26 protein-coding genes are annotated in these 22482 nt (G+C 65.2%); 12 read left to right on the forward strand and 14 right to left on the reverse strand.

Annotated features, from left to right (window positions below):
* Positions 1–68 precede the first annotated feature (68 nt).
* The 3 genes from LQ220_RS13860 to LQ220_RS13870 all read right to left on the reverse strand — a co-directional run bounded on the left by LQ220_RS13860 (position 69) and on the right by LQ220_RS13870 (position 3162).
* Complete coding sequence (locus LQ220_RS13860) at positions 69–737, reverse strand: Fe-Mn family superoxide dismutase (protein WP_017184236.1); 669 nt, start codon at positions 735–737, stop codon at positions 69–71.
* A gap of 74 nt (positions 738–811) precedes the next feature.
* A complete protein-coding gene (chrA, locus tag LQ220_RS13865; protein ID WP_017184237.1) occupies positions 812–2209 on the reverse strand; it encodes a chromate efflux transporter in 1398 nt (465 codons plus the stop codon).
* Between the two features lie 2 nt (positions 2210–2211).
* A complete protein-coding gene (locus LQ220_RS13870; protein ID WP_025160483.1) occupies positions 2212–3162 on the reverse strand; it encodes a chromate resistance protein ChrB domain-containing protein in 951 nt (316 codons plus the stop codon).
* Between the two features lie 168 nt (positions 3163–3330).
* Between LQ220_RS13870 and LQ220_RS13875 the strand changes: the two genes are divergently transcribed.
* The 7 genes from LQ220_RS13875 to LQ220_RS13895 all read left to right on the forward strand — a co-directional run bounded on the left by LQ220_RS13875 (position 3331) and on the right by LQ220_RS13895 (position 7633).
* Positions 3331–4221 (forward strand): DUF1259 domain-containing protein, encoded by an 891-nt coding sequence (locus LQ220_RS13875; protein WP_230188865.1) that lies wholly within the window; start codon positions 3331–3333, stop codon positions 4219–4221.
* A 77-nt stretch (positions 4222–4298) separates the two neighbouring features.
* Positions 4299–4622 (forward strand): PepSY domain-containing protein, encoded by a 324-nt coding sequence (locus LQ220_RS13880; RefSeq protein ID WP_202408384.1) that lies wholly within the window; start codon positions 4299–4301, stop codon positions 4620–4622.
* 75 nt (positions 4623–4697) lie between these two features.
* The gene (locus LQ220_RS25020; RefSeq protein ID WP_354957803.1) at positions 4698–5024 is read left to right on the forward strand and encodes a Rap1a/Tai family immunity protein; all 327 of its coding nucleotides are present in this window, start codon (positions 4698–4700) and stop codon (positions 5022–5024) included.
* Positions 5025–5206: 182 nt separating this feature from the next.
* Positions 5207–6556 (forward strand): glucose-6-phosphate dehydrogenase, encoded by a 1350-nt coding sequence (gene zwf, locus LQ220_RS13885; RefSeq protein WP_081912901.1) that lies wholly within the window; start codon positions 5207–5209, stop codon positions 6554–6556.
* A 34-nt stretch (positions 6557–6590) separates the two neighbouring features.
* The gene (locus LQ220_RS13890) at positions 6591–6785 is read left to right on the forward strand and encodes a hypothetical protein (RefSeq protein WP_037476108.1); all 195 of its coding nucleotides are present in this window, start codon (positions 6591–6593) and stop codon (positions 6783–6785) included.
* Positions 6769–6954, forward strand: coding sequence for a hypothetical protein (locus tag LQ220_RS25025; protein WP_202807666.1), 186 nt, complete (start codon positions 6769–6771; stop codon positions 6952–6954). The genes LQ220_RS13890 and LQ220_RS25025 overlap by 17 nt, the downstream gene beginning before the upstream one ends.
* On the forward strand, positions 6887–7633 hold the full coding sequence (locus tag LQ220_RS13895; protein WP_009824013.1) for an HAD-IIB family hydrolase: 747 nt from the start codon (positions 6887–6889) through the stop codon (positions 7631–7633). The genes LQ220_RS25025 and LQ220_RS13895 overlap by 68 nt, the downstream gene beginning before the upstream one ends.
* 146 nt (positions 7634–7779) lie before the next feature.
* Here the strand turns inward: LQ220_RS13895 and LQ220_RS13900 are convergent, their stop codons facing one another.
* The 9 genes from LQ220_RS13900 to LQ220_RS13940 all read right to left on the reverse strand — a co-directional run bounded on the left by LQ220_RS13900 (position 7780) and on the right by LQ220_RS13940 (position 13621).
* Complete coding sequence (locus LQ220_RS13900) at positions 7780–8220, reverse strand: four-helix bundle copper-binding protein (protein ID WP_037476106.1); 441 nt, start codon at positions 8218–8220, stop codon at positions 7780–7782.
* Positions 8221–8234: 14 nt separating this feature from the next.
* Positions 8235–8678 carry a DUF1622 domain-containing protein gene (locus LQ220_RS13905; RefSeq protein WP_037476104.1) on the reverse strand — a complete coding sequence of 148 codons (444 nt, stop codon included), beginning with the start codon at positions 8676–8678 and terminating at the stop codon, positions 8235–8237.
* Complete coding sequence (locus LQ220_RS13910; RefSeq protein ID WP_043150670.1) at positions 8665–9387, reverse strand: hypothetical protein; 723 nt, start codon at positions 9385–9387, stop codon at positions 8665–8667. The genes LQ220_RS13905 and LQ220_RS13910 overlap by 14 nt, the downstream gene beginning before the upstream one ends.
* Entirely contained in the window at positions 9384–10112 is a 729-nt protein-coding gene (locus LQ220_RS13915) for a hypothetical protein (protein WP_043150673.1), read from the reverse strand. Before LQ220_RS13915 ends, LQ220_RS13910 begins: the two co-directional genes overlap by 4 nt.
* On the reverse strand, positions 10112–12022 hold the full coding sequence (locus LQ220_RS13920) for a 2Fe-2S iron-sulfur cluster-binding protein (protein WP_132884055.1): 1911 nt from the start codon (positions 12020–12022) through the stop codon (positions 10112–10114). Before LQ220_RS13920 ends, LQ220_RS13915 begins: the two co-directional genes overlap by 1 nt.
* Positions 12023–12045: 23 nt before the next feature.
* Entirely contained in the window at positions 12046–12366 is a 321-nt protein-coding gene (locus LQ220_RS13925; protein ID WP_132884057.1) for a hypothetical protein, read from the reverse strand.
* 58 nt (positions 12367–12424) lie between these two features.
* Positions 12425–12646: a hypothetical protein gene (locus LQ220_RS13930; protein ID WP_062345065.1), complete on the reverse strand. Its 222-nt coding sequence runs from the start codon at positions 12644–12646 to the stop codon at positions 12425–12427.
* Complete coding sequence (locus tag LQ220_RS13935) at positions 12643–13122, reverse strand: heavy metal-responsive transcriptional regulator (protein WP_062345064.1); 480 nt, start codon at positions 13120–13122, stop codon at positions 12643–12645. Before LQ220_RS13935 ends, LQ220_RS13930 begins: the two co-directional genes overlap by 4 nt.
* A gap of 142 nt (positions 13123–13264) precedes the next feature.
* A complete protein-coding gene (locus LQ220_RS13940; RefSeq protein WP_204991459.1) occupies positions 13265–13621 on the reverse strand; it encodes a hypothetical protein in 357 nt (118 codons plus the stop codon).
* Between the two features lie 242 nt (positions 13622–13863).
* Between LQ220_RS13940 and LQ220_RS13945 the strand changes: the two genes are divergently transcribed.
* The 4 genes from LQ220_RS13945 to LQ220_RS13960 all read left to right on the forward strand — a co-directional run bounded on the left by LQ220_RS13945 (position 13864) and on the right by LQ220_RS13960 (position 17118).
* Positions 13864–14226 (forward strand): hypothetical protein, encoded by a 363-nt coding sequence (locus LQ220_RS13945; RefSeq protein WP_132884058.1) that lies wholly within the window; start codon positions 13864–13866, stop codon positions 14224–14226.
* A gap of 77 nt (positions 14227–14303) precedes the next feature.
* Positions 14304–14561, forward strand: a complete 258-nt coding sequence (locus LQ220_RS13950) for a hypothetical protein (RefSeq protein WP_132884059.1) — start codon at positions 14304–14306, stop codon at positions 14559–14561.
* Positions 14562–14623: 62 nt separating this feature from the next.
* The gene (locus tag LQ220_RS13955; protein ID WP_132884060.1) at positions 14624–15886 is read left to right on the forward strand and encodes a TolC family protein; all 1263 of its coding nucleotides are present in this window, start codon (positions 14624–14626) and stop codon (positions 15884–15886) included.
* Positions 15883–17118, forward strand: a complete 1236-nt coding sequence (locus LQ220_RS13960) for an efflux RND transporter periplasmic adaptor subunit (RefSeq protein WP_230188866.1) — start codon at positions 15883–15885, stop codon at positions 17116–17118. Before LQ220_RS13955 ends, LQ220_RS13960 begins: the two co-directional genes overlap by 4 nt.
* A gap of 74 nt (positions 17119–17192) precedes the next feature.
* On the opposite strand, the gene LQ220_RS13965 is transcribed toward LQ220_RS13960, so the two are convergent.
* Positions 17193–18110: a recombinase family protein gene (locus LQ220_RS13965; RefSeq protein WP_017503726.1), complete on the reverse strand. Its 918-nt coding sequence runs from the start codon at positions 18108–18110 to the stop codon at positions 17193–17195.
* A gap of 408 nt (positions 18111–18518) precedes the next feature.
* Here LQ220_RS13965 and LQ220_RS13970 point away from each other — a divergent pair, with 408 nt between their 5' ends.
* Positions 18519–19541 (forward strand): hypothetical protein, encoded by a 1023-nt coding sequence (locus LQ220_RS13970; protein WP_230188867.1) that lies wholly within the window; start codon positions 18519–18521, stop codon positions 19539–19541.
* A 1781-nt stretch (positions 19542–21322) separates the two neighbouring features.
* Here LQ220_RS13970 and LQ220_RS13975 read toward each other — a convergent pair.
* Positions 21323–22438: a replication initiator protein A gene (locus LQ220_RS13975; protein WP_188084536.1), complete on the reverse strand. Its 1116-nt coding sequence runs from the start codon at positions 22436–22438 to the stop codon at positions 21323–21325.
* Between the last annotated feature and the right edge of the window lie 44 nt (positions 22439–22482).

The following is a 22482-nucleotide window of genomic DNA, read 5'->3' on the forward strand; positions in this document are numbered from 1 at the left end:
CCTGTCCCCTTTGTGGTCGCGAACTCAGGTGTCGCGCAGCAGTGGGTGTTAAGCCACGGCGGTCGGGTTCAGCCGCCGCCGCGCAAAGCCGCGGCATAGCGCCGGTCGACCACTTCCCAGTCGATGTTGCGGAAGAAGGCGTCGACATATTTGGCGGCGGCGGTGCCGTAATCCATGTGGAAACTGTGCTCGTACATATCGAGCGCGAGCAGCGGCACGCCGGCAATCGCACCGTGCATATGATCCCACGCCCAATGGTTGTGCAGCGAGCGCGTGTGGAGATTGTAGACGAGCACGCACCAGCCCGATCCGCCGGCAAGGCTCATCCCGGTACGGCGGAAGTCGGCTTCCCAGCGGTCGAACGAGCCGAACGCCGCGCCCAGCGCGTCGCGGATGGAACCGGCTGCCTGGCCGTTGCCGCCGAGCCCGTCGAAATAGACCTCATGGAGCACGACCGAGCCGGTGCGGTGCAGCTCCTCGCGCTTCAATCCGCCATAGACCACCGGCGGCAGGTCCGTGTCAGCGAGCGCGGCGGCAAGTCGTGTCTCGATCATATTCAGGGCCTTGACCGAGCCCGCATAATTGTTCTCGTGGTGCGATGTGATCAGCCTTTCGGAGAGGCCGTGAAGCCTGGCGGGATTGAACCTGAGCGGCTTGACCTGATGATTTCCGGCAAAGGCGGGGACAGCCGCCGGCGCTGCGGCCGGCGTCTGCGCAGAGGCTTCGTTGATAGTCATGGCGGCGGCTCCGATGCCAAGAGTTGCGATTGCACTGCGTCGGGAAAGATGGTCGATCGTCACGCGTCACTCCTTCAGATGATCATTACATATGCGGCCCCGAGGACCGAGCAGACGCCGAGCACCGGCAGCATGCCGGCCTTGAACCGGAACATGGCGAGTATCGCACCCACCGCGAGCGCCAGCGCCGGCCAGTTGACGGACGTTAGGACTGGGAGATCGATGGTGCCGGCTGCGAACGGCACTTCGCGGACTTGCTCGAACAGAGTGTGGATACCAAACCAGACCGCCAGATTGAGGATCACGCCGACCACTGCGGCGGTGATCGCCGAAAGCGCGGCCGACAATGCGCGGTTGCCGCGCAGCCGCTCGATGAATGGCGCGCCGGCGAAGATCCACAGGAAGCATGGCAGGAAGGTAACCCAGGTGGTGAGGATTGCGCCGAAGGTCGCGGCGACGAGCGGCGGCAGCCCGGTCGCTTCGCGGAAGGCCGCGAGGAAGCCGACGAACTGCGTCACCATGATCAGCGGCCCGGGCGTGGTCTCGGCCATGCCGAGCCCGTCGAGCATCTCGCCGGGCTGGAGCCAGCCATAGGTCTCGACTGCCTCCTGCGCGACATAGGCGAGCACCGCATAGGCGCCGCCGAAGGTCACCACCGCCATCTGGCTGAAGAAGGTGGCGATGCGGCTGAACACGTCGTCGGGGCCGAACGCGAACAGCAGCGCTGCGACCGGCCCGAGCCAGAGCAGCAGCAGGACGCCGGAGATGCGCAGCGACCAAGAGAGGTTCGGCCGGGCATGGTCGGGAAGGCCCTCGCCAAGAGCGGTGTCGCGGTCGTGGATTATCTCAGCGCCGGCGGGACCATGTCCGCCGCCGCCCTTGAATGCGGCGTAACCAGCGCGGCCACTGAAGAAGCCGATCAGCGCGGCGGCAAGCACGATCAGCGGGAAGGGCACGTCGAGCACGAAGATCGCGACGAACGCCAGCGCGGCAAAACCGCGCATGACGTTGTTCTTCAAGGCACGCGAACCCACCCGGACCACCGCCTGTAGCACCACCGCCAGCACGGCGGCCTTCAATCCGAAGAACAATCCCTCGACCAGCGGCACTTCGCCGAGCAGCACATAGACATAGCTGAGCCCTAAAATCGCGAGGAAGCCGGGCAGCACGAATAGCGCGCCCGCGACCAGGCCGCCCTTGGTCTTATGGAGCAACCAGCCAATATAGACAGCTAGCTGTTGCGCTTCAGGGCCGGGCAGCAGCATGCAATAGTTGAGCGCGTGGAGGAACCGCTCCTCGCCGATCCAGCGCTTCTCCTCGACCAGGATGCGATGCATCACCGCTATCTGGCCCGCCGGTCCGCCGAAGCTGAGCAGCGCGACCCTGATCCAGACGCGCACCGCCTCGCCAAAGCTGATGCCGTGCTCGTGCAGCGTCTCGACTGCGATTTCAGCGCGTGCGCTGGCCTCCATCTTTAGTCCTCTTTTCGCCGGGTGAAGTGAGCATAGAATCCGTCGAGCGCGGTCGATCCGCGCGCGATCCGCTCCTCGTCGTCGTCGGTGCCGGCACAGATGCCGGCGATAAGCGCGCTCACTCCCGGAGTTTCCGGGCGCTCGAACCGAGCATCGGCAATATCAAGGTCGTGAACAATTTCGCCGAGCGCCCGCAGCGCGGGGTCGGTCTCGAGACCGGTGAGGAACACCAAGGTCTCGAAGGAGCAGCGGTCGCCTTCGTGGGTGAACTCAGCGTCCGCCATGTCGAACCTCAGTTCGTCAGGCTCCGGCACATATCCTTTGCCCTCGACGAACTTGAAGCTCGCCTCGGGGTCGATGAAGCGGCGAATGAGCCAGGCGGACGCGATGCGATCGACATGGACATGGCGGCGCGTCACCCAAACGCGGCGCTTTAGCTCCGCCGGGGTCAGCTCGGGCGCACCGGGGCCGCTCACATCGGGATGTTGGTGAGAGCGGCGGTCCGCCTCGGTGATGGCGGCCTGTGCCGCCTGCCGACCATGCGCACCGAAAAAGTCGATCGCGGCGACCTCGTTCAGGCGTTTGCGCAGGCGGCCCACATCCGCCGCCGCGACATACTCGCCCTCACACAGCGCGCGCGCCTCGCGTGCCAACTCCTCATAGTCGGCGTCACGCGCAGCGTCGAACACTCCGCGCAGCTCCGCATCGCCCATGCCGCCGACAAGGCGCGCTTCGAGGATCAGCGCCTCGCCGCCATTTTCGGTGATCTCGCGATGCAGTTCTTCGAACAGCGCGCGCGTGTCCTCGCGATTGGGGAGCGCATGGACGGCGTTCTTGAGCGGCGCGGCCCCGATCGCCTGCAAACGCCGCCAGACCTTCACCCGCAAATAGGCAGGCTTAGCCGGAAGCTGCGGGATCAGGAGCAACCAAGGGGAAGCTTGTGTATTTGTCATAGTTGTATCGTCACTAGCCTACAAGTGTAAGGGTTGCATCACAAGCCTCATGAGCATAGGACTGCTTATCCCGAAGAAAGAAACCGGAGCGCAATGTCGCGGCTCGCCGGCGGCGCGCTCGCATGACGTGAGGCTTTCCGTGTCGAGTGCGCTGATGAAGGATCAATTATGCTGAAAAAGACCATCGCCTTGGGATTCGCCAGCCTCCTGCTGGCAAGCCCGGCATGGGCAGCGCCGGACTGGTCGGCTGTCGACCGGGCGATAGGACGAGCGGGGGCCGAACAGCCGGGGGGCGTTCACCGCTACAGCTTCCCGCGTTCGGACCTGAGCGTCACGCTGGATGGGGTGACGATCAAGCCCTCCCTCGCGCTCGGCTCTTGGGCGGCGTTTCAGCCGATGGGCGACGAGGCGATGGTGATGGGCGATCTCGTGCTGACCCACGACGAGGTGAACCCCGTTTTGAGCCGCCTGCTCGCAAGCGGTTTTACGATCACCGCGCTCCACAATCACCTGCTCCGCTCTTCGCCTGCGACCATGTACATGCACATTGCCGGCCACGGCGACCCGGTCAAGCTCGCGGCCGCGCTCCGGCAAGCGCTATCAGCCAGTCGGACCCCGCTCGCCGCGCCGCAATCGCCTTCGGCCAGCGCAGCCGCATCGCGGCTCGACCTCGATGTGGCCGCGCTCAACCGGTTGATGGGCGGTGAGGGCAAGACGGCCGGTGGCATCCTCCAATACAGCTTTCCGCGCGCCGAGCGGCTGATGGACGGCGATATGGAGACTCCGCCGACGATGGGCACGGCGACCGCGATCAACTTTCAGCCAACCGGGGACGGCCGAGCCGCCATCACCGGCGATTTCGTACTTGTCGCAAACGAGGTCGATCCGGTCCTGCGCGTGCTGCGGACGAACGGGATCGAGGTCACGGCGCAGCATAATCATATGCTAAACGACGAGCCGCGGCTGTTCTTCATGCACTTCTGGGCCAACGACGACGCAGCCAAGCTCGCCCGTGGGCTGCGCGCGGCGCTCGACAGGATGAACAATCAGAGGAGTTGAACTCGGACGACGGCTCATTGGGCCGTAACCGCCGCCCGCCCGACCCCACGGCCCTTATGCAGGAAGTGGAATGGAACATGGCTAGCAAACGAACTCTCACTGTTGTCGCAGGCGTGGGCGCGGCCGCGCTGGCGATCGCGGGCGTGGCGATCGCGCAAAACCACGAGGCGAACGAAAACCGGATAATCGGCAAGCACAGCGAACGAGACATCCCGCTTGCTCAGGTGCCCGAGGCCGCGATGAACGCGGCACGCGCGCAACTCGCGTCAATAAGCAAAGCGGAGCAAGTCACCCGAAAGGCGGACGGAAGCACGCTCTATGAAATCAAGGGCAAGAACAGCGACGGAAAGACGATCGAACTGTTCGTCACGCCCGAAGGCCAGGTGCTCGGCCGCGAATGATGGATCAGCACGGGGCGCCGGCCGTCGAGGGCCGTGCGCCCCTTCCGAAATGATACTGCGGAATAGGAGACGAAAATGCGGCCAAGGCGATGGATATTGTTATGCGCCGCTTTGGCCGCCCTGCCTGATAGTGCGATCAGCCAAACCGAACCCGCGTCGGCGACGGGCTCGGCGTTGTTCGTAAGCTGTCAAGCGAATGAGCCGCGATGCGGCGCTTACCTCCAAGGCGTGCTCGACATGATGATCGTCGCGCGAAAAGCGGAATGCCGCGCTCCACGCTATGACCGATCGGCGCTGCGCGCGGCATATTTACGCTGGGCGGAGCAGAATAGCTATTTTATGAGTGTTCATATGGTGGCCGGAGCTGAACGCTCGTTAGCGAAGGCTTGGCCATGTCAGTAGCATCGTACCCCGCGGCGTAGCCTGCCCGGCGGCTGCCTTTGAGGGCAGGCGGAGCGTCCGCCTGGCGGTGAATTCCGCCAGCTCAACGATCCCATGTCGCGCCTCAAGCTCGCTAATTAGCCGATGTTCGCATTATGTCTGCCAAATCGTTGTCTGGCGCACAAACCTTGAGGTGACGCCATCTGTGCACCGACGGATTACTGGGAAAGGAATTCACCATCCTCGGCATCGGCCGCAGCGATGGCGATGACGAGACGTTGCGCGCCAGCCTGGATAAGTTCGCGACCGAGGGCGATTGCTGGCGTGATCTGCGCAAGCGCATCGCCTACCTCCAGGGCGATTTCACCGCAGACCGGGTGTTCGACGATGTCGCCCAGGCGTTGGGCGACCGAAGCGCGGTCTTCTACCTTGCCACGCCGGCGCAATTCTTCGGCGCCATCGTCGAAAAGCTTGCCGCCAAAGGCCTGATGGCGGAAGCGGGCAGTCGGTTCCGCCGCGTCGCGATCGAAAAGCCGTTCGGCCACGACCTCGCCTCGGCCAAGGCGCTTGACGCCCGAATCCTCGCCTTGCTCCCGGAAAGCCAGATCTACCGGCTCGACCATTTCCTGGGAAAGGAAACTGTCCAGAACATCCTGGTCGCGCGCTTCGCCAACCAATGGTTCGAAGCGGTGTGGAACAATCGCTATATCGACCATGTCCAGATCACCGCTGCCGAGACGGTCGAGGTCGGATCGCGCGGATCTTTCTACGATGCAACCGGCGCGCTCCGCGACATGGTCCCCAACCATCTGTTCCAGCTGCTGGCGATGATCGCGATGGAGCCGCCCAACAGCTTCGATGCCGACGCGATCCGCGACGAAAAGGCCAAGGTGTTGCGCGCGATCCGCAAGCCCACCGCAGTCTGCGCAGTGCGCGGCCAATATGGCAAGGGCCGTGTCGGCAGCCGCAACGTGCCGGCCTATCGTAAGGTCCCGGATGTCGCTGCCGACAGCAGGACCGAGACCTATGTCGCACTGAAGCTGGAAGTCGACACCTGGCGCTGGGCCGGCGTGCCCTTCTACCTGCGCACCGGCAAGGCGCTGGCAGCGCGCGATACGGAGATCGTCGTCACGTTCAAGGCAGTGCCCTACGCTTTATTCCGCGATTGTCCGATCGACCGCCTGCCAGCCAATCGCCTGATCTTCCAGCTGCAGCCGGACGAAAGCATCGTCTTAGACATGCTGGTCAAGAAACCGGGTCCAGTGATCAAGACCGCAGGAACAACGCTCGATTTCACTTATGCCGACCACTTCAAGCTGTCGGGCCGGACCGGCTACGAAACCTTGCTCTATGACATGATGACCGGCGACCAGACATTGTTCCAGCGCGCCGAGCAGATCGAGGCGGGCTGGGCCGCGGTCCAGCCGATCCTCGATCGCTGGGCCAAGGGCAAGGGCAGGCTTGAATCCTATGCACCAGGCAGCGCCGGCCCGGCCGGCGCAGATGCCCTACTCGAACGCGATGGCCGCTTCTGGCACAGGATCGGCCAATGATGCTTGGCCTCGTCATCTCCGACATCGACGGACTTTGGTTCGCAAGGACAAGAGCCTGGCGTCGGCGACGACTGCCCGGTCGCGGACCTACTATCTGGACATCACCAACTCCTATGCCAACAAGCGAGCTGGCGTCGATGCCCTGGCGCGGGCGCTCGGCCACATGCCCAATGACCTGCCCTTTGCTCGTGCGCACCGGGCTATCGATCGCCATGGGCAAGACGCCTGAGGAGATCCGTAGCGCAGCGCACTACATTTCAACCAGCAACGACAAAGATGGCATCGCCGATGCCATCGACGCATTTCTGCTGCCGCTTGTGGGAGATCATCATGAAGCGACTGGCCGCTTTCGACCTCGACGGAACGCTCGCGCTCAGCAAGCAGCCGCTCGACGATGAAATGGCGGATCTGCTTACCCGCCTGCTCGACGTGACGATGGTAGCGATCATCTCCGGAGGCGACTGGCCGCAATTCGAGAAACAGGTGGTGTCACGCATGCCTGCCCGGGCGCGGCTCGACAATTTCATCATCCAGCCGACCACGGGCACCAAGCTCTATCGTCACGCCGACGGCCAATGGACGCGTATCTATGCCGATCTGTTCACCGGCGACGAAAGCCAGCGCATCCGCGAAGCACTGACCAAGGCGGTCGAGCAGGCGGGCTATGCAAACGAGAACATCTGGGGCGAGCAGATCGAGGATCGCGGCAGCCAGATCACATTCTCCGCGCTCGGTCAGCAGGCGCCGCTCGAGGCCAAGGACACGTGGGATCCGGATCACGCCAAGCGCAAGAAATTGCAGGCCCTGCTCCAGCCGTTGCTGCCAGGCTTTGCCATCAATATCGGCGGGGCGACATCGATCGACATCACCCGCGAAGGCATAGACAAGGCCTATGGCCTTAAGCGCCTTTCCGAGCAGACCGGCGTCGCACTCGACGAGATGATCTTCTTCGGTGACGCGATCTTCCCGGGCGGAAATGATTATCCGGCCAAGCACCTCGGGCTGGATACCGTGCGAGTCCGCGACGTTGCCGAAACCAAGTCGGTGGTTGGCGCGATCGCTGCCTGGCTGGTCTAGATGCGCTACCGCCGATCCTTAACCAGTCCCGCTTTCGCACCCATACGACCCAGCTTCGCAGCGGCCCCACATTGTGGAGCCGACGGATCGCTTCAATAGTGCCGGATCTGCTTGACCCCACTACGCCTGGGCGTGTCCGAGGAAACTCAGCTCGCCATGTCCGCCATCATCCGACAGCTGGCGGCGCAGTCCTTGCAGGTAGCCGAGCAACGCTTCATCCGCTCGTCCACGACGTGGCTCAGGCATTCCCGCGCACATCGTTCGCAGGCGTCAGCGCAGGCGCGACACAGGATGGTATGGAGGGGGGATTCGCGCAGCATCGAGTTGGCGGACGCCTGGCACAGTTCCGCACAGTCGTTCAGCATGGCGATCAGCGACGCCGTGGCTGACGCGCCGCCTCGCTTGGTCAGCCAGGTGGCGGTCTCCAGGCACATGCGGTGCGAAGCCACGCAATCGTCGATGCAGTCCGTCATCGACATCGCCATCCCTTCCATTGGATGCTGCTGCCCCGCCGCCGGCACAGCCAGCGTTCCAGCGGCGGCAAGGCCGGCGCCGGCCATCAGCAATTCGCGTCTCTCGATCATCATGCACCTCCCATCTGCTATCCCTTGAGCGCTGTACCGCATCCGGCGGCCTCAGCCGTCGCAGGCGACCCATCCCACGCCGCGCGTGCCTTCTCCCGCGCCATCCGGGTTTCCTCCCAAGGCCAGTGGCCGTTGATCTCGACCCCGAGCGAGATGCTCAGGAAGGTCCGCACCAGCACCAGCCCTGCCAGCACGATGAGATCGTCGAGCGTCGGGTTGATCACCAGCGACTTGACGATGTCGCCGGCGACCAGGAATTCCAGGCCGAGCAGGATGCTGCGGCCGAGCGCCGAGCGGAACGCGCTATAGGCCTCGGTCCGGTCGCCCGCCCTCGCCCGCCGCGCAAACAGAAAGGTTGCGAGCCCCGCGCCGACCAGGATGGTCAGCGTACCCGCCAGTTCCAGGCCGATCACCGCGAGCCGGAAGAAGGCGCTCAGCCAGTCGGCCTCAATGGTGATCATACCAGCCTCGCTTGCGGATATTGTTGAAGCTGTCGGTGGCGTGACAGGCATAGCATTGGTCGACGCGCGCCTTCGATCCGGCTGCGCGCTGCGAGACCATGCTGAAATGCTCCATGAAGTGACTGGGCGGCGCCTTGTGGCACTCGGCGCACTGCGTCGAATTGACCGACGGATGGCGATAATTGGCGATCTTCCAGCTGTCGGTCTTGTGGCAGCTCGCGCAGTCGGTGCCGAACAGGCCCTGGTGCGGATCGCGGAACGCATGGCAGCTCGCGCAATTGAGCGCGGTCTCGGGGGTCAGGCTTCGAATGTTTGTCGACATGCCCGCCAACGGCTGCCGCCACTTCGCCATGTCGAGCAACGCGGCGTGATCCATGCGGATGATGCCGCGCTCTCCCTCATGTTCGACGTGGCAGGAGGTGCACTGCGTCGCTTTCGCGTGGAACTGCGTCGACTGCTTCGTCCCGAAATCCGTGCCTGCATGGCAGGTGAGACAGGTCCGGGTTTCGACGCCCTTGCCCGGCGTGTGACAGGCCGTGCATTGGCCGGCGAAGGACTGGTGCGCGCTCGAGAGCGGGCCGGGCGAGACGAGCTGCGCCACCAGGCCGGCATCCCTAGGCGCGTCCGATCGCATCCGGATCGCGACCGCGGCGACCATCACCAGCAGGGCTGCGATGAAGACGGCGTAGGAAAGACGCTGCCAGCTCATAGCCAGCGCAGCCCGTAATAGATCGCCGCGCCGACGTGGAGCGCGAGCAGCGCGAAGATGAGACAGCCCAGCAGGATGTGCAGGAACCGCCATCGCGCGAACAGGGTGTTGGTTGCCTCTTCGGCGCGGATCGCGAATTCGGTATCGGCCAGCGCCGCGGCGATCCCCGCCTTGTCCTGGGGGTGCTGGCCCGCGGGCGCATCCCCGGCGACGAACAGATAGCGCTTCCAGCCCGACAGCGGCGCGGCTGCGGTATCGGCCTGCGTCGGCGCCGCCGGCTCCTCGAGGAAGGCGGCGCGAAGCGAGGCCAGTTCCGACCTGCGTCCGCGCAGCGCCCGACCAAGCTGGGCAAGCAGGTAACGGCCGATGAAGCCGGTGATGACCGTCATCAGCAGGAGGACGGTCAGAAGCAGTCCGACCGGGCTTTCGAGCTTGTGCGCGGCGTGGACCAGACCCAGGATCGGCGCCAGCACGCCGGCATAGATGTGGATGGCGAGCAGGGTCGGCTTGCTGACGAGCCGGGAGAGCAGCTTGTCGACCCAGGCGATGTGCTTGGCCGCGACATAGGGAAGCGTCAGCAGCATCAGCACGAGCGCTGCGATCCCGATGATCCCGCCAGCGAGGCTGCCCGGAAAGCGCGGTGACACATGCACGAGGTAGCCGAACGGGAACAGCAGCAGGAACGCGACCAGCAGGCCGACGGCGATGTCGCTGCGTTCGCGCATCAGGCTTCGACCACGAGTGGCGTGCCCGTTCCCTTCGCCTGGCACGCGAGCACATAGCCTTGCGCCTTGTCGGCGGGCGCAAGGCCGGACTCGACCTCCATCGTCACCTCGCCCTGCAGTAGCTTGACGACACAGGCGCCGCATGTGCCCGCACGGCAGGCATAGGGGATCTCGACGCCCGCGCCCTCGGCCGCCTCCAGCACGGTCTCGTCCGCGGGCAAGGCCGCCGACACCCCCGACACGGAGAAGGTCACCGTGCTCGGCGCCACCTCGGCGCTCGGGGCCGGCTTATCCGCTGGCGCGGGCGCGGGCTTGACCTCGAGATCCTCGTGGTCGGCCGGCAGCGAGGCCGGACCGAACGCCTCGGTGTGCAGCTGCGCTTCGGGGACGCCGAGCTCCGCCAGCACGCCGCGCATCGCGCCCATCATCGCCGGCGGGCCGCACATATGGATCCGCCGGCTCGCGATCTCCGGCACCGCAGCCAGGATCATCTCGCGGGTGATCGGCCCTTCGGGGCCCATCCAGACGGTGCCGGGCGCGCGCTGCATCGCGGCGACGACATGGAGGTTGGGAAAGCGGCGTTCGAGCCGCTCGAGCTCGTCGCGGAACACGAATTCCTCGGTCGACCGTGCGCCGTAGAAGAAGAAGATATCGCCCTTCCACGCGGTGTCGGTGAGATAGCGCAGCACCGACATCATCGGGGTGATGCCGACCCCGCCCGCGATCAGCACGATGCTCTGCGCATCCGTTCCCGTGAAGGTGAAGGCGCCGAACGGTCCGCTGACCTTCAGCAGATCGTCGGCGACGACCTTGTCGTGCAGATGTCGCGAGACCACGCCCTGCTCCTCGCGCTTGACCGTCAGCTCGACATAGGCCCGCTGGGTCGGCGAAGAGGCGATCGTGTAGGAACGGCGCGCGGTCTTGCCCGCTTCGGGCTCTACCTCAACCTGCAGAAACTGGCCCGGCAGGAAGTCGAACGGCAGCCGGTCGGCGGCCGGGTCCGCGAGCCGGAAGGTCAGCACGCTCGGCGTCTCTCGCACGATCTGGACCACGCGCAGCTGCCCCGCCCAGCTTTTGGGCTTGCGCAGCGAAGCCCCACCGGGTGCGGCCGCATTGCTCGGCGCGAGCCCAGCGCTGTCGGCAACGGGTGCAGGCGCGGGCGCAACCCTGGTAGCGGGAGGGGCAGCCGTCGGCTCCGGTTTTGCTGGAACCTTGGCGGTGGCGACACCGCCGGCGATCGCTCCGATCCGCCGCAGGCGGAAGATCTGCAGCGCGATCAGCGTGGCGCTCACCAGCCCCAGGAACAGCATGAGAAGCAGGTGCGAGGGCGAGATGCCGAACCAGTGACCGGCATGGCCGGGCGCGGCCTGGTCGATGTCGAGCTGATCGCGCAGCCAGGCAAGCCCGACCTCCCGGGGCGGCTGCAAGCCGCCGATCGCGCCCTGCGCGGCGGTGCCGGAGCGGAACAGGTCGGTTCCCTCGCGCAGGCGCCGCGCCGCATCGAGCCGGGCTGAGACCGTGGTTGCACGCGCGCCGTCGGCCGAGGCGGCGTTGATCATCGCCAGGCCCGTGCTTACCCGTTCGCCAGCCTGCGCAGCGACCCGCTGCCTTGCCGCTTCGTCGAGCGCGGGAAAGGCGAGCAGCTGCGAGATGAAGCCGGTCCGGCGCGATTCGTGGCCGTGCTCATTCTCCCCTTCCCCATTGATCATGCGATCCATCATGGGGTTCATCATCTTCGCCATGTCCGACGACCCCGGCTCTGCCGGTGCGGACATGCCCCCGCCGGCCGGCATGCCTGCGCCATGATGCGCGGCATGATCCCCGCCCTCCTGCGCGCCCGCGCTCGCGGACAGGCTGAGAGCGATTGCGCAGCCGAGGCTCAAGCGTCGAAGGCTGATCCGCCTGGACATCCTCATCCCCTTTTTCAGCGCGCTTACATATCCTTCATCGGCATCGCCGAATTGCTCGGCGCGGGATCGGGTGCCGGCACGGTCTGGTTGCCGGCCCCGGCGCGCATCGCGTCATGGTCCATCGCCTGACGGTGATGCCGCTCCATCTCGGCCTGGTTGCTCATCGCGTCCATCGGCGCCGCGTCTGCAGCGTTGCCGCTGTCGGTCAGGACCGGGGTGGCGGCGACGCTGTTCGCCGCGGGCGGCACCGTCTGGTCGGCCTGGCGGTCGCAGCCCGAAAGCGCGAGCGCCAGCAACAGGCTTCCGCCGACAAGCGGAAGGGCTTTTTTCGCATGGTTGATCATAGCTTGCTCCTTGGCTTGAAAACTGTGTCCGGGCGCCAGGGATGGCGCCCGGACCCGATCATTGCGCGTTGCGCAGGATCTGAAGGCACCGGTCGTGCGAGAGGTTCATCGGGTTGCGCCCCTGCCCCTTCATCTCGCCATGATCATGCGGCGTCTGGAGACCCATATTGCCCTCCATCGCCCGGCAACTCTCGACCTGCGCCGAGGTCGGCCGCGTGGTTACACAGGCGCCCAGAAGCAGCGCCGGCGTGAGGACGGCGATCAAACGCATTTTCGTCATGACAAAACCCCTTTCGCTAGTGATGATCGTTCGTCCTGCGCTGCCTGAAGTTTCTTGTTATGCTGCTGGTCTTTCCGCCGCGCCGTCAGGAAGGCGAGGATCGGGCAATCGGAGACGGGTACTTCACCCGGGCATTCATCGGCGAGCATCCGCAGCATGTCGCGGATATCGGACAGGCGCTCGAGCCGGGCTTCGGCATCCGCGATCTTGGCGAGCGTGATATCGAGCACGGCCTGGGCATGCGCGGTGTCCGACGCCCTGAGCGCCAGCAACTTCCGGGCCTGCTCGAGTGTGAAGCCAAGCTCCTGCGCCGAGCGGATGAAATTGACGCGCTCGAGGTCGGTCGCGTCGTAGAGCCGGTAGCCCGCCGCCGTGCGCGCGGGCTCGCGCAGCAAGCCCATCCGCTCATAATAGCGGATCGTGTCGCGGCCCACGCCCGCGGCGGCGGCGAGTTCGCCGATCTTGAAATTGCCCATGTCATCCGCTCGATCATGCCGGTTGGACCATGGTCCAGGGTCAAGCGGTTTCGCCTCGAGCCCGAACGGTCCCATGCCGCCGGCAACCCGCTGCCCCGACGCCTCGCATCACGGCAGCGTGTGCCGCCGGGCCACCGGCGCGTCAGTTCTTGCGAAGCTCGACGATGTCGTGCTTGGCAGGCGTACCGTCGGCGACGGACACGTGCGCGAAGTGATCATCGAAGATATGATCGATCGTCACATGGCCGACGAGCTGGCGGTGGTAGGTCGGCGCCACGCCCTTGGACGGACCCGGATGGGTCACGACGCGATAGACCTCGAGCTTCTGGCCGACCTCGGCGCCATCGGCCTTGCCGATGCAGACGACCGTGCCGTTGCTGCCCGTGTCGACGATCGAGCCGCGCATGAACAAGCTGTGCCCGATGCCCTGGGCCATAGCGGGGACGGCAGCAAGCATCGAAACGCCGGCAAGCGCGACCATGAGAGTTTTTCTGACCATATTCACCTCCTTGGATGGTAAGCCACCGCCCGGACCTGCCGAGGGGAAGAGCGTCTCTTCAGGCTTGGGACTACGGTCCCGGGTCCAGCCTCGATATACGTAGAGGCCGCAGCCGGTCTTCTTTCCCGGGCCGGGTCTTTATTGACGCGGAGTTGACGGAATCGGCCGTCAGCACTTCAAAATCCGCGCGGCGCGAGACTTTGGTTGGCTGCGCCCGCGAAACCCGCTAGATATCAAGGCTCGTGAAACGCCTGCTCGCCCTTCTGCTCGTCATCGGAGCGCTGTCCGGTCTCTTCGGAGCCCAGATGGCGGCCGCACACAGCGTGCCCCAGGCGGCAAGCGCGCCGCTGGCCAAGGGTATGGATGCGGACTGCATGGCGATGATGGCCAAGCAGCAGCCTGCGCCCAGCGAAAAGCCTTGCAAGGGCCTGACGCTCGATTGCATCGCCGCGATGGGGTGCGTGATCCCGCTGGTCGCAGCTGACCTGGCAGGCGGCGTTGCGCCTGCGCGTCTCTACGACGCGCCCAGCTTCTGGACGACCGACACGATATTGACCGGCAAGGCGGTTGTGCCCGAGCCGGATCCTCCCACCAGCCTTGCCTGATTGAACGAGCACGGGCTGCGCGCATCGATCGATGCGTGCGCGCCCGGTTTCCTTCTTTTCAGTCAAAGGTCTTCGTGATGATCAAAATGCTTCCGGCCGCCCTTGTGGCGGCCCTCGGTCTCGCCGCGCCTGCGCTTGCAGCCGACGCGAGCAGCACGCCGCAAGGCCATTGGGAATGGCGGTCGGCGCCGCAATATGGTCCGCGGGCGACCGGCCCTGCGCGTGTCCGCATATGGGTGCCCCAGAGCCGGGACATCGCCAGCTGCGATTGCGCGATGATGCAGGCAAGCGCCGCCGACTGCATGCGCGGTGCAGTCAGGTCGGACAAGGGTTAACCCACTCCAGAGCGGCGCGTCACATGTTGGCGCGCCGCCTCTGTCATGAGGGGCGGATATCCATGATCATGATGCCGAGGCGCGCTGTGCGACGCCTGTTGCTCTCTCTCGGTGCGACGCTTGCGAGCGCCTGGGCCGTGCCGGTGTCGGCCGGCCCGCTCACCTACGAGCAGGCACTGAGGCTCGCTGCCGCCAATGCGCCGAGCCTCAAGGCGCGCGCGGCGGCGACAGCTGGCGCCCGCTCGTCGGCGGTCGCCGCCCATCGCCTGCCCGATCCCACGCTCGACCTGGGCCTGCAGAACTTCCCGGTGAGCGGCCCCAATGCCGGCAGCTTCACGCGCGACGATTTCACCATGGCGACGATCGGGTTAAGCCAGGCCTTCCCCAATCTTGCCAAGCGCCATGCACGCGCCGCGCGCGCCGCGGCCGATATCGGTGTCGCCGAGGCCGGCGAGCTGGTCGAAGGCCGCAACGTGCGGCTCGAGACCGCCCTCGCCTGGGTCGATCTCTATTATGGCGAACGCCGGCTCCGGCAGCTCGACCTGCTCGATGCCAGCCTCGACGACCTGCAGAAGACCGTGACCGCGCGCCTGGCGTCGGGCAGCGCCCGACCGAGCCAGGCGCTCGAGCCCGACCAGCTCCGCGCCGCCATCGCCGATCGCCGCGCCGAGATGGCTGCGGTGGTGGCGCAGGCGCGGGCCCGGCTCGCGCGCTATACCGGCGACCCCGACCCGCAGGCGATGGGCGACCCGCCGATGCTCGATGTCGATCCGATCCGGCTGCGGGCCGGGATCGATGCGCTTCCCGCCCTGCGCGCGCAGGACGCGCGGATCGCAGTCGCCGAAGCGGACGTGCGCCTCGCGCGCGCCGACAAGCGCCCCGACTGGAAGGTCGGCGTCACCTATGGCCGGCGCGATTCCATGTACGGCGACATGGCCTCGGTCGGCGTGTCGATCGACCTGCCGCTGTTCGCCGGCAAGCGCCAGAATCCCAGGATCGCTGCCAGCGAGAGCCTCGTGCAAGGGGGGCGGTTCGACCGCGAGGCGATCCGCCGCGAACTGGTGGCGCAGCTCGACGCCGACCTTGCCGATCATGCCATGCATCTCTCCCGGTTGCGCAATGCCCGCGAGACGCTGGTGCCCCTCGCCAGGCACCGCGCCGAGCTCGACCGCGACAGCTATGGCGCCGGCAAGCTCGACCTTGGCGCCGCGCTGCTCACGACGCTCGGGCTCGCGGAGGCCGAGGTCGAGGCGCTCAACCGCGAAGCCGACGTCGCGCGCGACGCGGTCCGCATCACCATCACCTATGGGGAGGAGCGGCCATGACGCTCGATAAATCCGCACTGCGCTGGGGCGCATCGATCCTGGCTGTCGCGCTGCTGGCCGGCGGCACAGGCTATTGGGCAGGCCATCGCCAGGCACCGCAATCGGAGGCGACCACGCCCGCCGGGGCAGGCAAAGTCCTTTACTGGTACGATCCGATGTTCCCCAACCAGAAGTTCGACAAGCCCGGCAAGTCGCCCTTCATGGATATGCAGCTCGTGCCGCGATACGCGGACGGAGGAAGCGCCGGCGCGGCCCCCACGGTCGCCGTCGATCCCGCCGCGCGGCAGAGCCTGGGATTGCGGGTCGTCGCGGCGAAGATGGGCAGCCTTGCCTCGGCCCTCGAGGTCACCGGCACGATCGACTTCAACCAGCGCGACGTCGCCGTCATCCAGGCGCGTTCGGGCGGGTTCGTGAGCCGCGTCTATGCGCGAGCGCCCGGGGACGTGGTCCGCGCCGGCGCGCCGATCGCGGACCTGCTCCTGCCCGAATGGGGCGGCGCGCAGACCGAATATCTGAGCGTCAGGCGGCTCGGCAAGCCCGATCTCACCGCGGCCGCGCGCCAGCGGCTGCGGCTGATGGGCATGTCCGACGGCCTCATCGCCAGCGTCGAGCGGAGCGGTCGACCGAACGGCGTGGTGACGATCACGACGCCGATCTCGGGCACCATCCAGACGCTCGACGCCCGTGCCGGCGTGACGCTCGCCATGGGCCAGACGCTCGCCCAGGTGAGCGGGCTCGGCACCGTCTGGCTCAACGCCGCGGTGCCCGAAGCGCGCGCGGGCGATGTCCGCGTCGGCCAGAATGCCAGCGCCACGCTGGCGAGCTTCCCCGGCGAGCGCTTCGCCGGCCGGGTGATCGCGATCCTGCCGACCACGCAGGCCGACAGCCGCACGCTCACCGTGCGGATCGCGCTGCCCAACCGCGACGGCCGGTTGCGGCCGGGCATGTTCGCCACCGTCGCGCTTGGCGGCGATGCCAAGCCGGCGCTGCTGGTGCCGAGCGAGGCGGTGAAGCCACGCATCGTCATGTCCTGCAACATACGCTCACGCAGCGAATGGGTCGGGGCAGCGGTCGTGATAGTATCCATGGTAAGTTCCTCTCCGTTGAAGGAACTCCACCGTCGGCGGGCGACGCCGCCCCGCCGAAAGCCTCACAAATACTACGCTACGTCACCCCAAGCGACCCTCCCGCGGAGCGGGTTCGTGCTTTGGTCGGCAGCCGACTCCACGTGAGTGTCAGCTGTCCTCGCGATCCGGCTCCAATCCGGACAGTCGCCTACCGGCCCGCAGCCGACCTTCTCCGGCATTCACGGCGATAAGGTCGCCGGTAACTTCGGCACGACGATCAAGCCCAAATTCCGCGCCTGAGAAATCACGCGCCTCACCCCCTCAGGCGACCATTGCGTACCTTTGCGCGGCGTTGGCTCTCGCAAATCCTTGCTCAACCACGTCGCGAGGCTGCGAAGAGTAGCATCTGGATCGTTGTTGAGCTTGTCGGCCACCAGCAATGCGATCCGACTGTCGGGAGCCAATCGCGGCGCCGCCTCGAGTATCACCCGATCAGCGTAGCCCGCTTCGACCAACGTTCGGCATGCCTTCACCAGGGTACGCTCGGAAAACGACCGCACCGGCGGCTTAAGCGCCTGAATACGCCGGAGCACCAAGCTCCAGGGTAAGTGCGGTCGCAACCGCTCGACGATTGGCAGCCATCGAAGCCGGCCATCGACCAATTCGTGAAGATGCTTTTCCTTCAAACTGTGGCGCAAGTCGCCTATCGCCGACGGGTCTCTCGCGCGCATCTTCGGATTTCCCGGTCTGGCGCCGCGCGCAACCGCGGCCTTCAGCCCTGCCCGCGTCCGCTCGCGAATAAGCGCACGTTCGAACTCCGCAAAGGCGCCAAGCATCTGTGTCATCAGCATCCCTTGCGGGCTGCTGGTGTCGATCGGATCATTGATCGAGCGAAAATACGCTCCCTTGGCGCGGAGCGCTTCGACGATTTCCAGCAAATGTGACAACGATCGTGCGAGGCGATCGATCCGCACAACCACGAGGGTGTCCCCCTGTCCCACCGCTGCGAGCGCGCTGGCCAGTTTCGGACGGCTGCGGCTAGCGCCGCTGGCCCGGTCCTCGAATAGGGTTACACAGCCTGCGCGTCTTAACTCACTAATCTGGGCGAAGGTATCCTGTTCGTCGGTAGAAACGCGGGCGTAACCGATCAAGGGCATTTGTCACAATCCATCTAACGGGGTCAACCGACCGGTTGCCCCCATTGGACAACTCTTTCAATCCCGCGAGGCCACCCCTTCCCCAACCCGAGCTTACGGGTCTGAATGCGGCGAGACGGCCCGGAAAGCCCCTCAGAACGGCGTTGGGCGCGTCAATGCCCCGCCGCCCGCCGACGCGAAACGGCGCTCCTACGGGCTTTCTCGGGCCGATGCCGGCCGAGTCCTGTGTTTTGGTATCAGCCTGACGGTCGAAATCGCCGGATGACCTAGAGTCCTGCGGTTTGGGGAAACCGACAGCGAGCAATAGCCGGGATTCGGCTTAAATGATAGGGTCATGATAAACCCCCATTATCACGACTACGCATACCAGCCAATTTGACTGAGAGGCACTTTGGGTTAAAAAACGGCGTGGACGCTCCTCTTTCCAACAGCCGCTATGGCCCCGCCTACAGCGCGAAGATGGTCTCTGCGATCGCCTCCTGCACGGCCGCTATTACGCGTCTGGATGCCCGGTTTTGCGTGAGTTCGGTGGCATCGGCCTGGGCGCGCCGCGCCGCCTGGAGCGGCTACACCCGCGCGCTGCAACTGCAATCGGCCGAGATCGACGAAATCGACGTCTTTTCCTGGGGCTGCGGGCTGCAAATCCCCGGCCGGCCGCTGCGGTCGACCAACCTCGACCTGTTCGATCGCTTTCCCGCCTGGGATGCCGCACTTCGCGATCCCGACCCCCTCGCCTGGCGCGATGCGCTCCCGACCGCGATCGGCGAGATCGAGATCGCCGCGGACCATGCGCCGCTGATCCGCGCGCTCGATCGGGTCCGCCAGCATGCGCGTCTCGACGGCACCGCTCTGCCCTGGCTCTCGCTGCCCTTCGCTCTGCGCGACAAGGGGCTGGTGACCACTCCCCTCCCCTGCCTCGCGGGCGGCGGGAAGGCATTCAGGCTGAAGCGGACCGTTGGCGACGAGGACTGGTATGCGGCGTTGCGCAGCCTAGAGGCAAGCGCCACCGCAAACCTCGAACGGTTGCACGAGCTGGAGAAGCTCCATCGCGAGGCCCAGCGCGCGATCGTCGCGGAATATCGACCCGGCAATCTCCCGGCGCTCGCGGCCCTCCTCCATCACCGGCCCCTGCTCTCGCCTCAGTCGCTGGCGGATCTGCTGGGCATGAGCGTTGCCGGCGCGAGCAAACTCCTGGCCCGTGGCGTCGACTGCGGTTTGCTCGTGGAGATCACCAAGCGGCGGACCTGGCGCGTGTTCCTGACCACGGACCTTGCCGTCGAGTTTGGCTTTGCTGCGCCCAAGCGCGGGCGGCCGCGCAACGAGACCCCTCCCCCGCCTGCGAGCCGCGAACTGGCCGAGGTCTTCGATGCCTTCGATCGCGAGATGGAGAACATCGACAAGCTTCTCCAGCAACGCGCCGTGAGTTCGTAAAAGAAGGTCCGCGGGAGGATGTTTCGAATGCCGCCCGATCTGATGAACCGGGCTTTCTCCCCGAACACCGCTCTCTCGGATGATTGGAATGTCGTCGGCTAGTCAGGGCCTGTCTACTGAGGTGCGCCCGGTAGACGGTCCACCCCAGGGGGTAGGTGCCTCCCCTCCCTGCTCGCAATTCACAGCGCCGGATACAGCGAGGATCGATACGCCGGCGAGCGCGGTGCCGTTCCCCTTGTCCCAAGGGTGAAACTCGAACTCTGCAGTCGGCGGCTATCGGCTCTCGTAAGTTGTATGCGGTAGCTGGGACATCCAGTCGACGGCTCGTCTGAGCCGCAACGGCTCTAGCCCACCGGCTGCTGTTCGTGATCAGGCTTTGGTAGGAAGGCCCCACAGCGCCTTCTGGGCGTTTTGCTTGCCCTGCGGATAGCCATGGGTGGAAACGCGCTGTGCGGGCTGCTGGCGCCGCTCAGTGCAGCTCGGACCTGGTTCGGGTTTCACAGAGCGGTTCCTGTCACAGTGCCTTCGCTGAACAGTGCCCAGAGAGGTTTGGTGCGATAACCGGGTCGTAAGGAGCCAGGGCGCTGCGATGATCGGCGGTGATGTGCGGTCGCATGTCTGAGGCGACGAACGTGACGGAGCATTAGGGTTGGACGATTTGGCTAGTGCGCGGCGATCGTCCCTACCCCTTCTTCCCAATCAATTCTTCAAAAGAAGGAAGCGCCGCAGGCGGGTTAATCTCTTTAGAGAATAGGATAAAAAGTTAGGCTGTGGATGGATCTTTCGCGACTCGCCGATTCAGCGCGAGTCGGGAGTTGAGCGCCGTTCCCATTATACCGTTTGGCCGTTCCTGAAATACCCTGCGTGCCGTTCCCAATGAACCGTGATTCGGTTCCTAATGTACCGAGCCCTGTTCCTGAAATACCGTGGGCAGGGTCTGGGCGACGGGGCCTCGCCGGGGGAGTAAAACGCGTTTTACTCGTCCGAAAAGTGGCTGTTTTCGGTGCCTTTCAGGCATGTTACACCCTGCAGCGCTCGTTGTCGAACTATAGGCGTCAGGCGAGACCGCCCTGTGTTCGGAGGAGTCGAGCGGCATTTCCGCGGCCCTCCCGAGTCCTTGGGTGATTCATTGACGGTCTTTTAGGAACGGGACCCTGCCGAACTGACCTATAACGGCGATGATCTCGGCGTTTTGTTGCCTTGAGCGCATCCCGCTCGGCAGCCTGGACCGTGAAATTTCGAGGTTTCTCGGGAGCCGGCCAGGGATCTCGACGGTACATTGGGAACGGAGCCTGGCCAGGCGATGGGCGCCGATTGTGGATGTCTAGCGATCCCGGAGGCGTAGGCAGTCGAAGCATTCACGGTATTTCAGGAACGGCATCGAGGCAGAGAGGATGACTCCCCTCCCCTCCCCCAGCCTCTTCGGAGCGTCTAAAGTTTGACCTTTAGCTGGCAAATCCGGGCAATCTGATCACAAATCCGACCCTGTCAGCGCCGTTCCTTAAGTACCGTGAAGGCTGGCTGGAGAGGTGGACCGGGCGATCGTCGTGCTAGCACAGCGGTGCCCGGCAAAGCCCATCCGAGGAGGCGGCGGGCGAAGGATCGCGCGTGGTTGGGTCTTCGCAGCCCACGCAATTTTGATAGGGCGCCATACAGAGGGTTCCGAGGCCCGGCTCGTTACTTCAGGAACGGTCCACACGGATGAGTTGGCGTGCGCGAGTGAGCCGTTCTCGACCCTGTTCCTGAAAGACCGTTTTGGCGGATTGCGCCTACGGCGTCGATCAGTTGACCGGACGCTGCTTCGCGCAAAAGGACGCGAATATCTGCGTGATGTTCTTCGCGTTGAACGCTATCTCGCGCTGCCGGAGGAAGTTCCGGAAATCGTCTCCAACGAGACCGTGGTCGCGTTGGGGGCTGGGCAGGTTGGCGCGGGCGATCGCACCGAAAGCCGAATGCGAGATATGGCCGCTCGAGGGGAAGGAGATACTCGGTTCCTCGGGCGCCTTTTCCTTGACGGCCGCAGGCGAAGTTTGGGCGAGGGCAGGGGAGGGCTTGCCCTCCTCGGACGGCTCCCGATCGCGCCTGGTCATGCGCAGCAGCGGTTCGGCATCGTCACGCTGTTCGATGTCCAGGGAGTAGCCTGGCAGATCGTTCTCCCGAGCGATCTTGGTCATCTCGAACTTGAAGCGCCGATAATCGCCTTCTGCGCCGGATTTCTCGAAGAGCGTTGGCATTGAGATGGCGAAACCGTCACTGCCGGCCCCACCGGCATGTTTGCGCGCGACCCGATAGAGCCAGCGTTCTCGACCGCCTGTGAGCGAGAAATAAGCCGGATCGATGGCGAGCACGCCTCCGTCCATCAGCACTCCGTCGTAGAACCATTTCGCGAGGGTAATTCGCATCCCCCGCACGTTTCCGGAACGATCCTTGAGCTGGCTGTGACTGTCGATCCAGGAGAAGGTGGTCTCGACGGCATCCCCGGAGCGGATGTTCGTCTTGACGGTGGTCGATTGGAGCCGGTCGAGGGCATTGCCCAGGAGATCGTAGGCGCGTCCGCCAACCTCGCGCTTCAGAGTCTTCAGCATGTCGTATGGGACGACGTGGAGCGTCTGCGGGATGTCGTTGGCGCCTCGCCGCTTGTGCTCGATCAACACTGACGCGCAGTAAATCAGGATGTCGAGGTCGTAGATAGTCGCCAGGCCATATTCCGAGTTCGCGGAGACATGGACGGTGATCTTACGATCCGGGCTGACATAGTCGATCGGCTTGAGCCGCTTGCGCTTCGACAGCGAGAAAAAGGGCCGCTCCATCGTCTCGCGCTGATCCCGGAGAGGAAGCGCAGTCAGCTGAGGGAGAAAGAGGTCTACCTGACCGTCTTCGCGGTGATCCTGTTGCATCTCGTGTCCTGCGGCATCGGTAAAACGCATTTTACCAGGAGCCA

It is taken from the genome of Sphingobium sp. CECT 9361 (assembly GCF_918741285.1).
Lineage (GTDB): Bacteria > Pseudomonadota > Alphaproteobacteria > Sphingomonadales > Sphingomonadaceae > Sphingobium.

What these genes read in the sequence shown, in the direction of transcription:
- LQ220_RS13860 (WP_017184236.1), bottom strand. Translation starts at nt 737, where the DNA reads ATGACTATCAACGAAGCCTCTGCGCAGACGCCGGCCGCAGCGCCGGCG.
- chrA (WP_017184237.1), bottom strand. Translation starts at nt 2,209, where the DNA reads ATGGAGGCCAGCGCACGCGCTGAAATCGCAGTCGAGACGCTGCACGAG.
- LQ220_RS13870 (WP_025160483.1), bottom strand. Translation starts at nt 3,162, where the DNA reads ATGACAAATACACAAGCTTCCCCTTGGTTGCTCCTGATCCCGCAGCTT.
- LQ220_RS13875 (WP_230188865.1), top strand. Translation starts at nt 3,331, where the DNA reads ATGCTGAAAAAGACCATCGCCTTGGGATTCGCCAGCCTCCTGCTGGCA.
- LQ220_RS13880 (WP_202408384.1), top strand. Translation starts at nt 4,299, where the DNA reads ATGGCTAGCAAACGAACTCTCACTGTTGTCGCAGGCGTGGGCGCGGCC.
- LQ220_RS25020 (WP_354957803.1), top strand. Translation starts at nt 4,698, where the DNA reads ATGCGGCCAAGGCGATGGATATTGTTATGCGCCGCTTTGGCCGCCCTG.
- LQ220_RS25025 (WP_202807666.1), top strand. Translation starts at nt 6,769, where the DNA reads ATGGGCAAGACGCCTGAGGAGATCCGTAGCGCAGCGCACTACATTTCA.
- LQ220_RS13895 (WP_009824013.1), top strand. Translation starts at nt 6,887, where the DNA reads ATGAAGCGACTGGCCGCTTTCGACCTCGACGGAACGCTCGCGCTCAGC.
- LQ220_RS13900 (WP_037476106.1), bottom strand. Translation starts at nt 8,220, where the DNA reads ATGATGATCGAGAGACGCGAATTGCTGATGGCCGGCGCCGGCCTTGCC.
- LQ220_RS13905 (WP_037476104.1), bottom strand. Translation starts at nt 8,678, where the DNA reads ATGATCACCATTGAGGCCGACTGGCTGAGCGCCTTCTTCCGGCTCGCG.
- LQ220_RS13910 (WP_043150670.1), bottom strand. Translation starts at nt 9,387, where the DNA reads ATGAGCTGGCAGCGTCTTTCCTACGCCGTCTTCATCGCAGCCCTGCTG.
- LQ220_RS13915 (WP_043150673.1), bottom strand. Translation starts at nt 10,112, where the DNA reads ATGCGCGAACGCAGCGACATCGCCGTCGGCCTGCTGGTCGCGTTCCTG.
- LQ220_RS13920 (WP_132884055.1), bottom strand. Translation starts at nt 12,022, where the DNA reads ATGTCCAGGCGGATCAGCCTTCGACGCTTGAGCCTCGGCTGCGCAATC.
- LQ220_RS13925 (WP_132884057.1), bottom strand. Translation starts at nt 12,366, where the DNA reads ATGATCAACCATGCGAAAAAAGCCCTTCCGCTTGTCGGCGGAAGCCTG.
- LQ220_RS13930 (WP_062345065.1), bottom strand. Translation starts at nt 12,646, where the DNA reads ATGACGAAAATGCGTTTGATCGCCGTCCTCACGCCGGCGCTGCTTCTG.
- LQ220_RS13935 (WP_062345064.1), bottom strand. Translation starts at nt 13,122, where the DNA reads ATGGGCAATTTCAAGATCGGCGAACTCGCCGCCGCCGCGGGCGTGGGC.
- LQ220_RS13940 (WP_204991459.1), bottom strand. Translation starts at nt 13,621, where the DNA reads ATGGTCAGAAAAACTCTCATGGTCGCGCTTGCCGGCGTTTCGATGCTT.
- LQ220_RS13950 (WP_132884059.1), top strand. Translation starts at nt 14,304, where the DNA reads ATGATCAAAATGCTTCCGGCCGCCCTTGTGGCGGCCCTCGGTCTCGCC.
- LQ220_RS13955 (WP_132884060.1), top strand. Translation starts at nt 14,624, where the DNA reads ATGATCATGATGCCGAGGCGCGCTGTGCGACGCCTGTTGCTCTCTCTC.
- LQ220_RS13960 (WP_230188866.1), top strand. Translation starts at nt 15,883, where the DNA reads ATGACGCTCGATAAATCCGCACTGCGCTGGGGCGCATCGATCCTGGCT.
- LQ220_RS13965 (WP_017503726.1), bottom strand. Translation starts at nt 18,110, where the DNA reads ATGCCCTTGATCGGTTACGCCCGCGTTTCTACCGACGAACAGGATACC.
- LQ220_RS13975 (WP_188084536.1), bottom strand. Translation starts at nt 22,438, where the DNA reads ATGCAACAGGATCACCGCGAAGACGGTCAGGTAGACCTCTTTCTCCCT.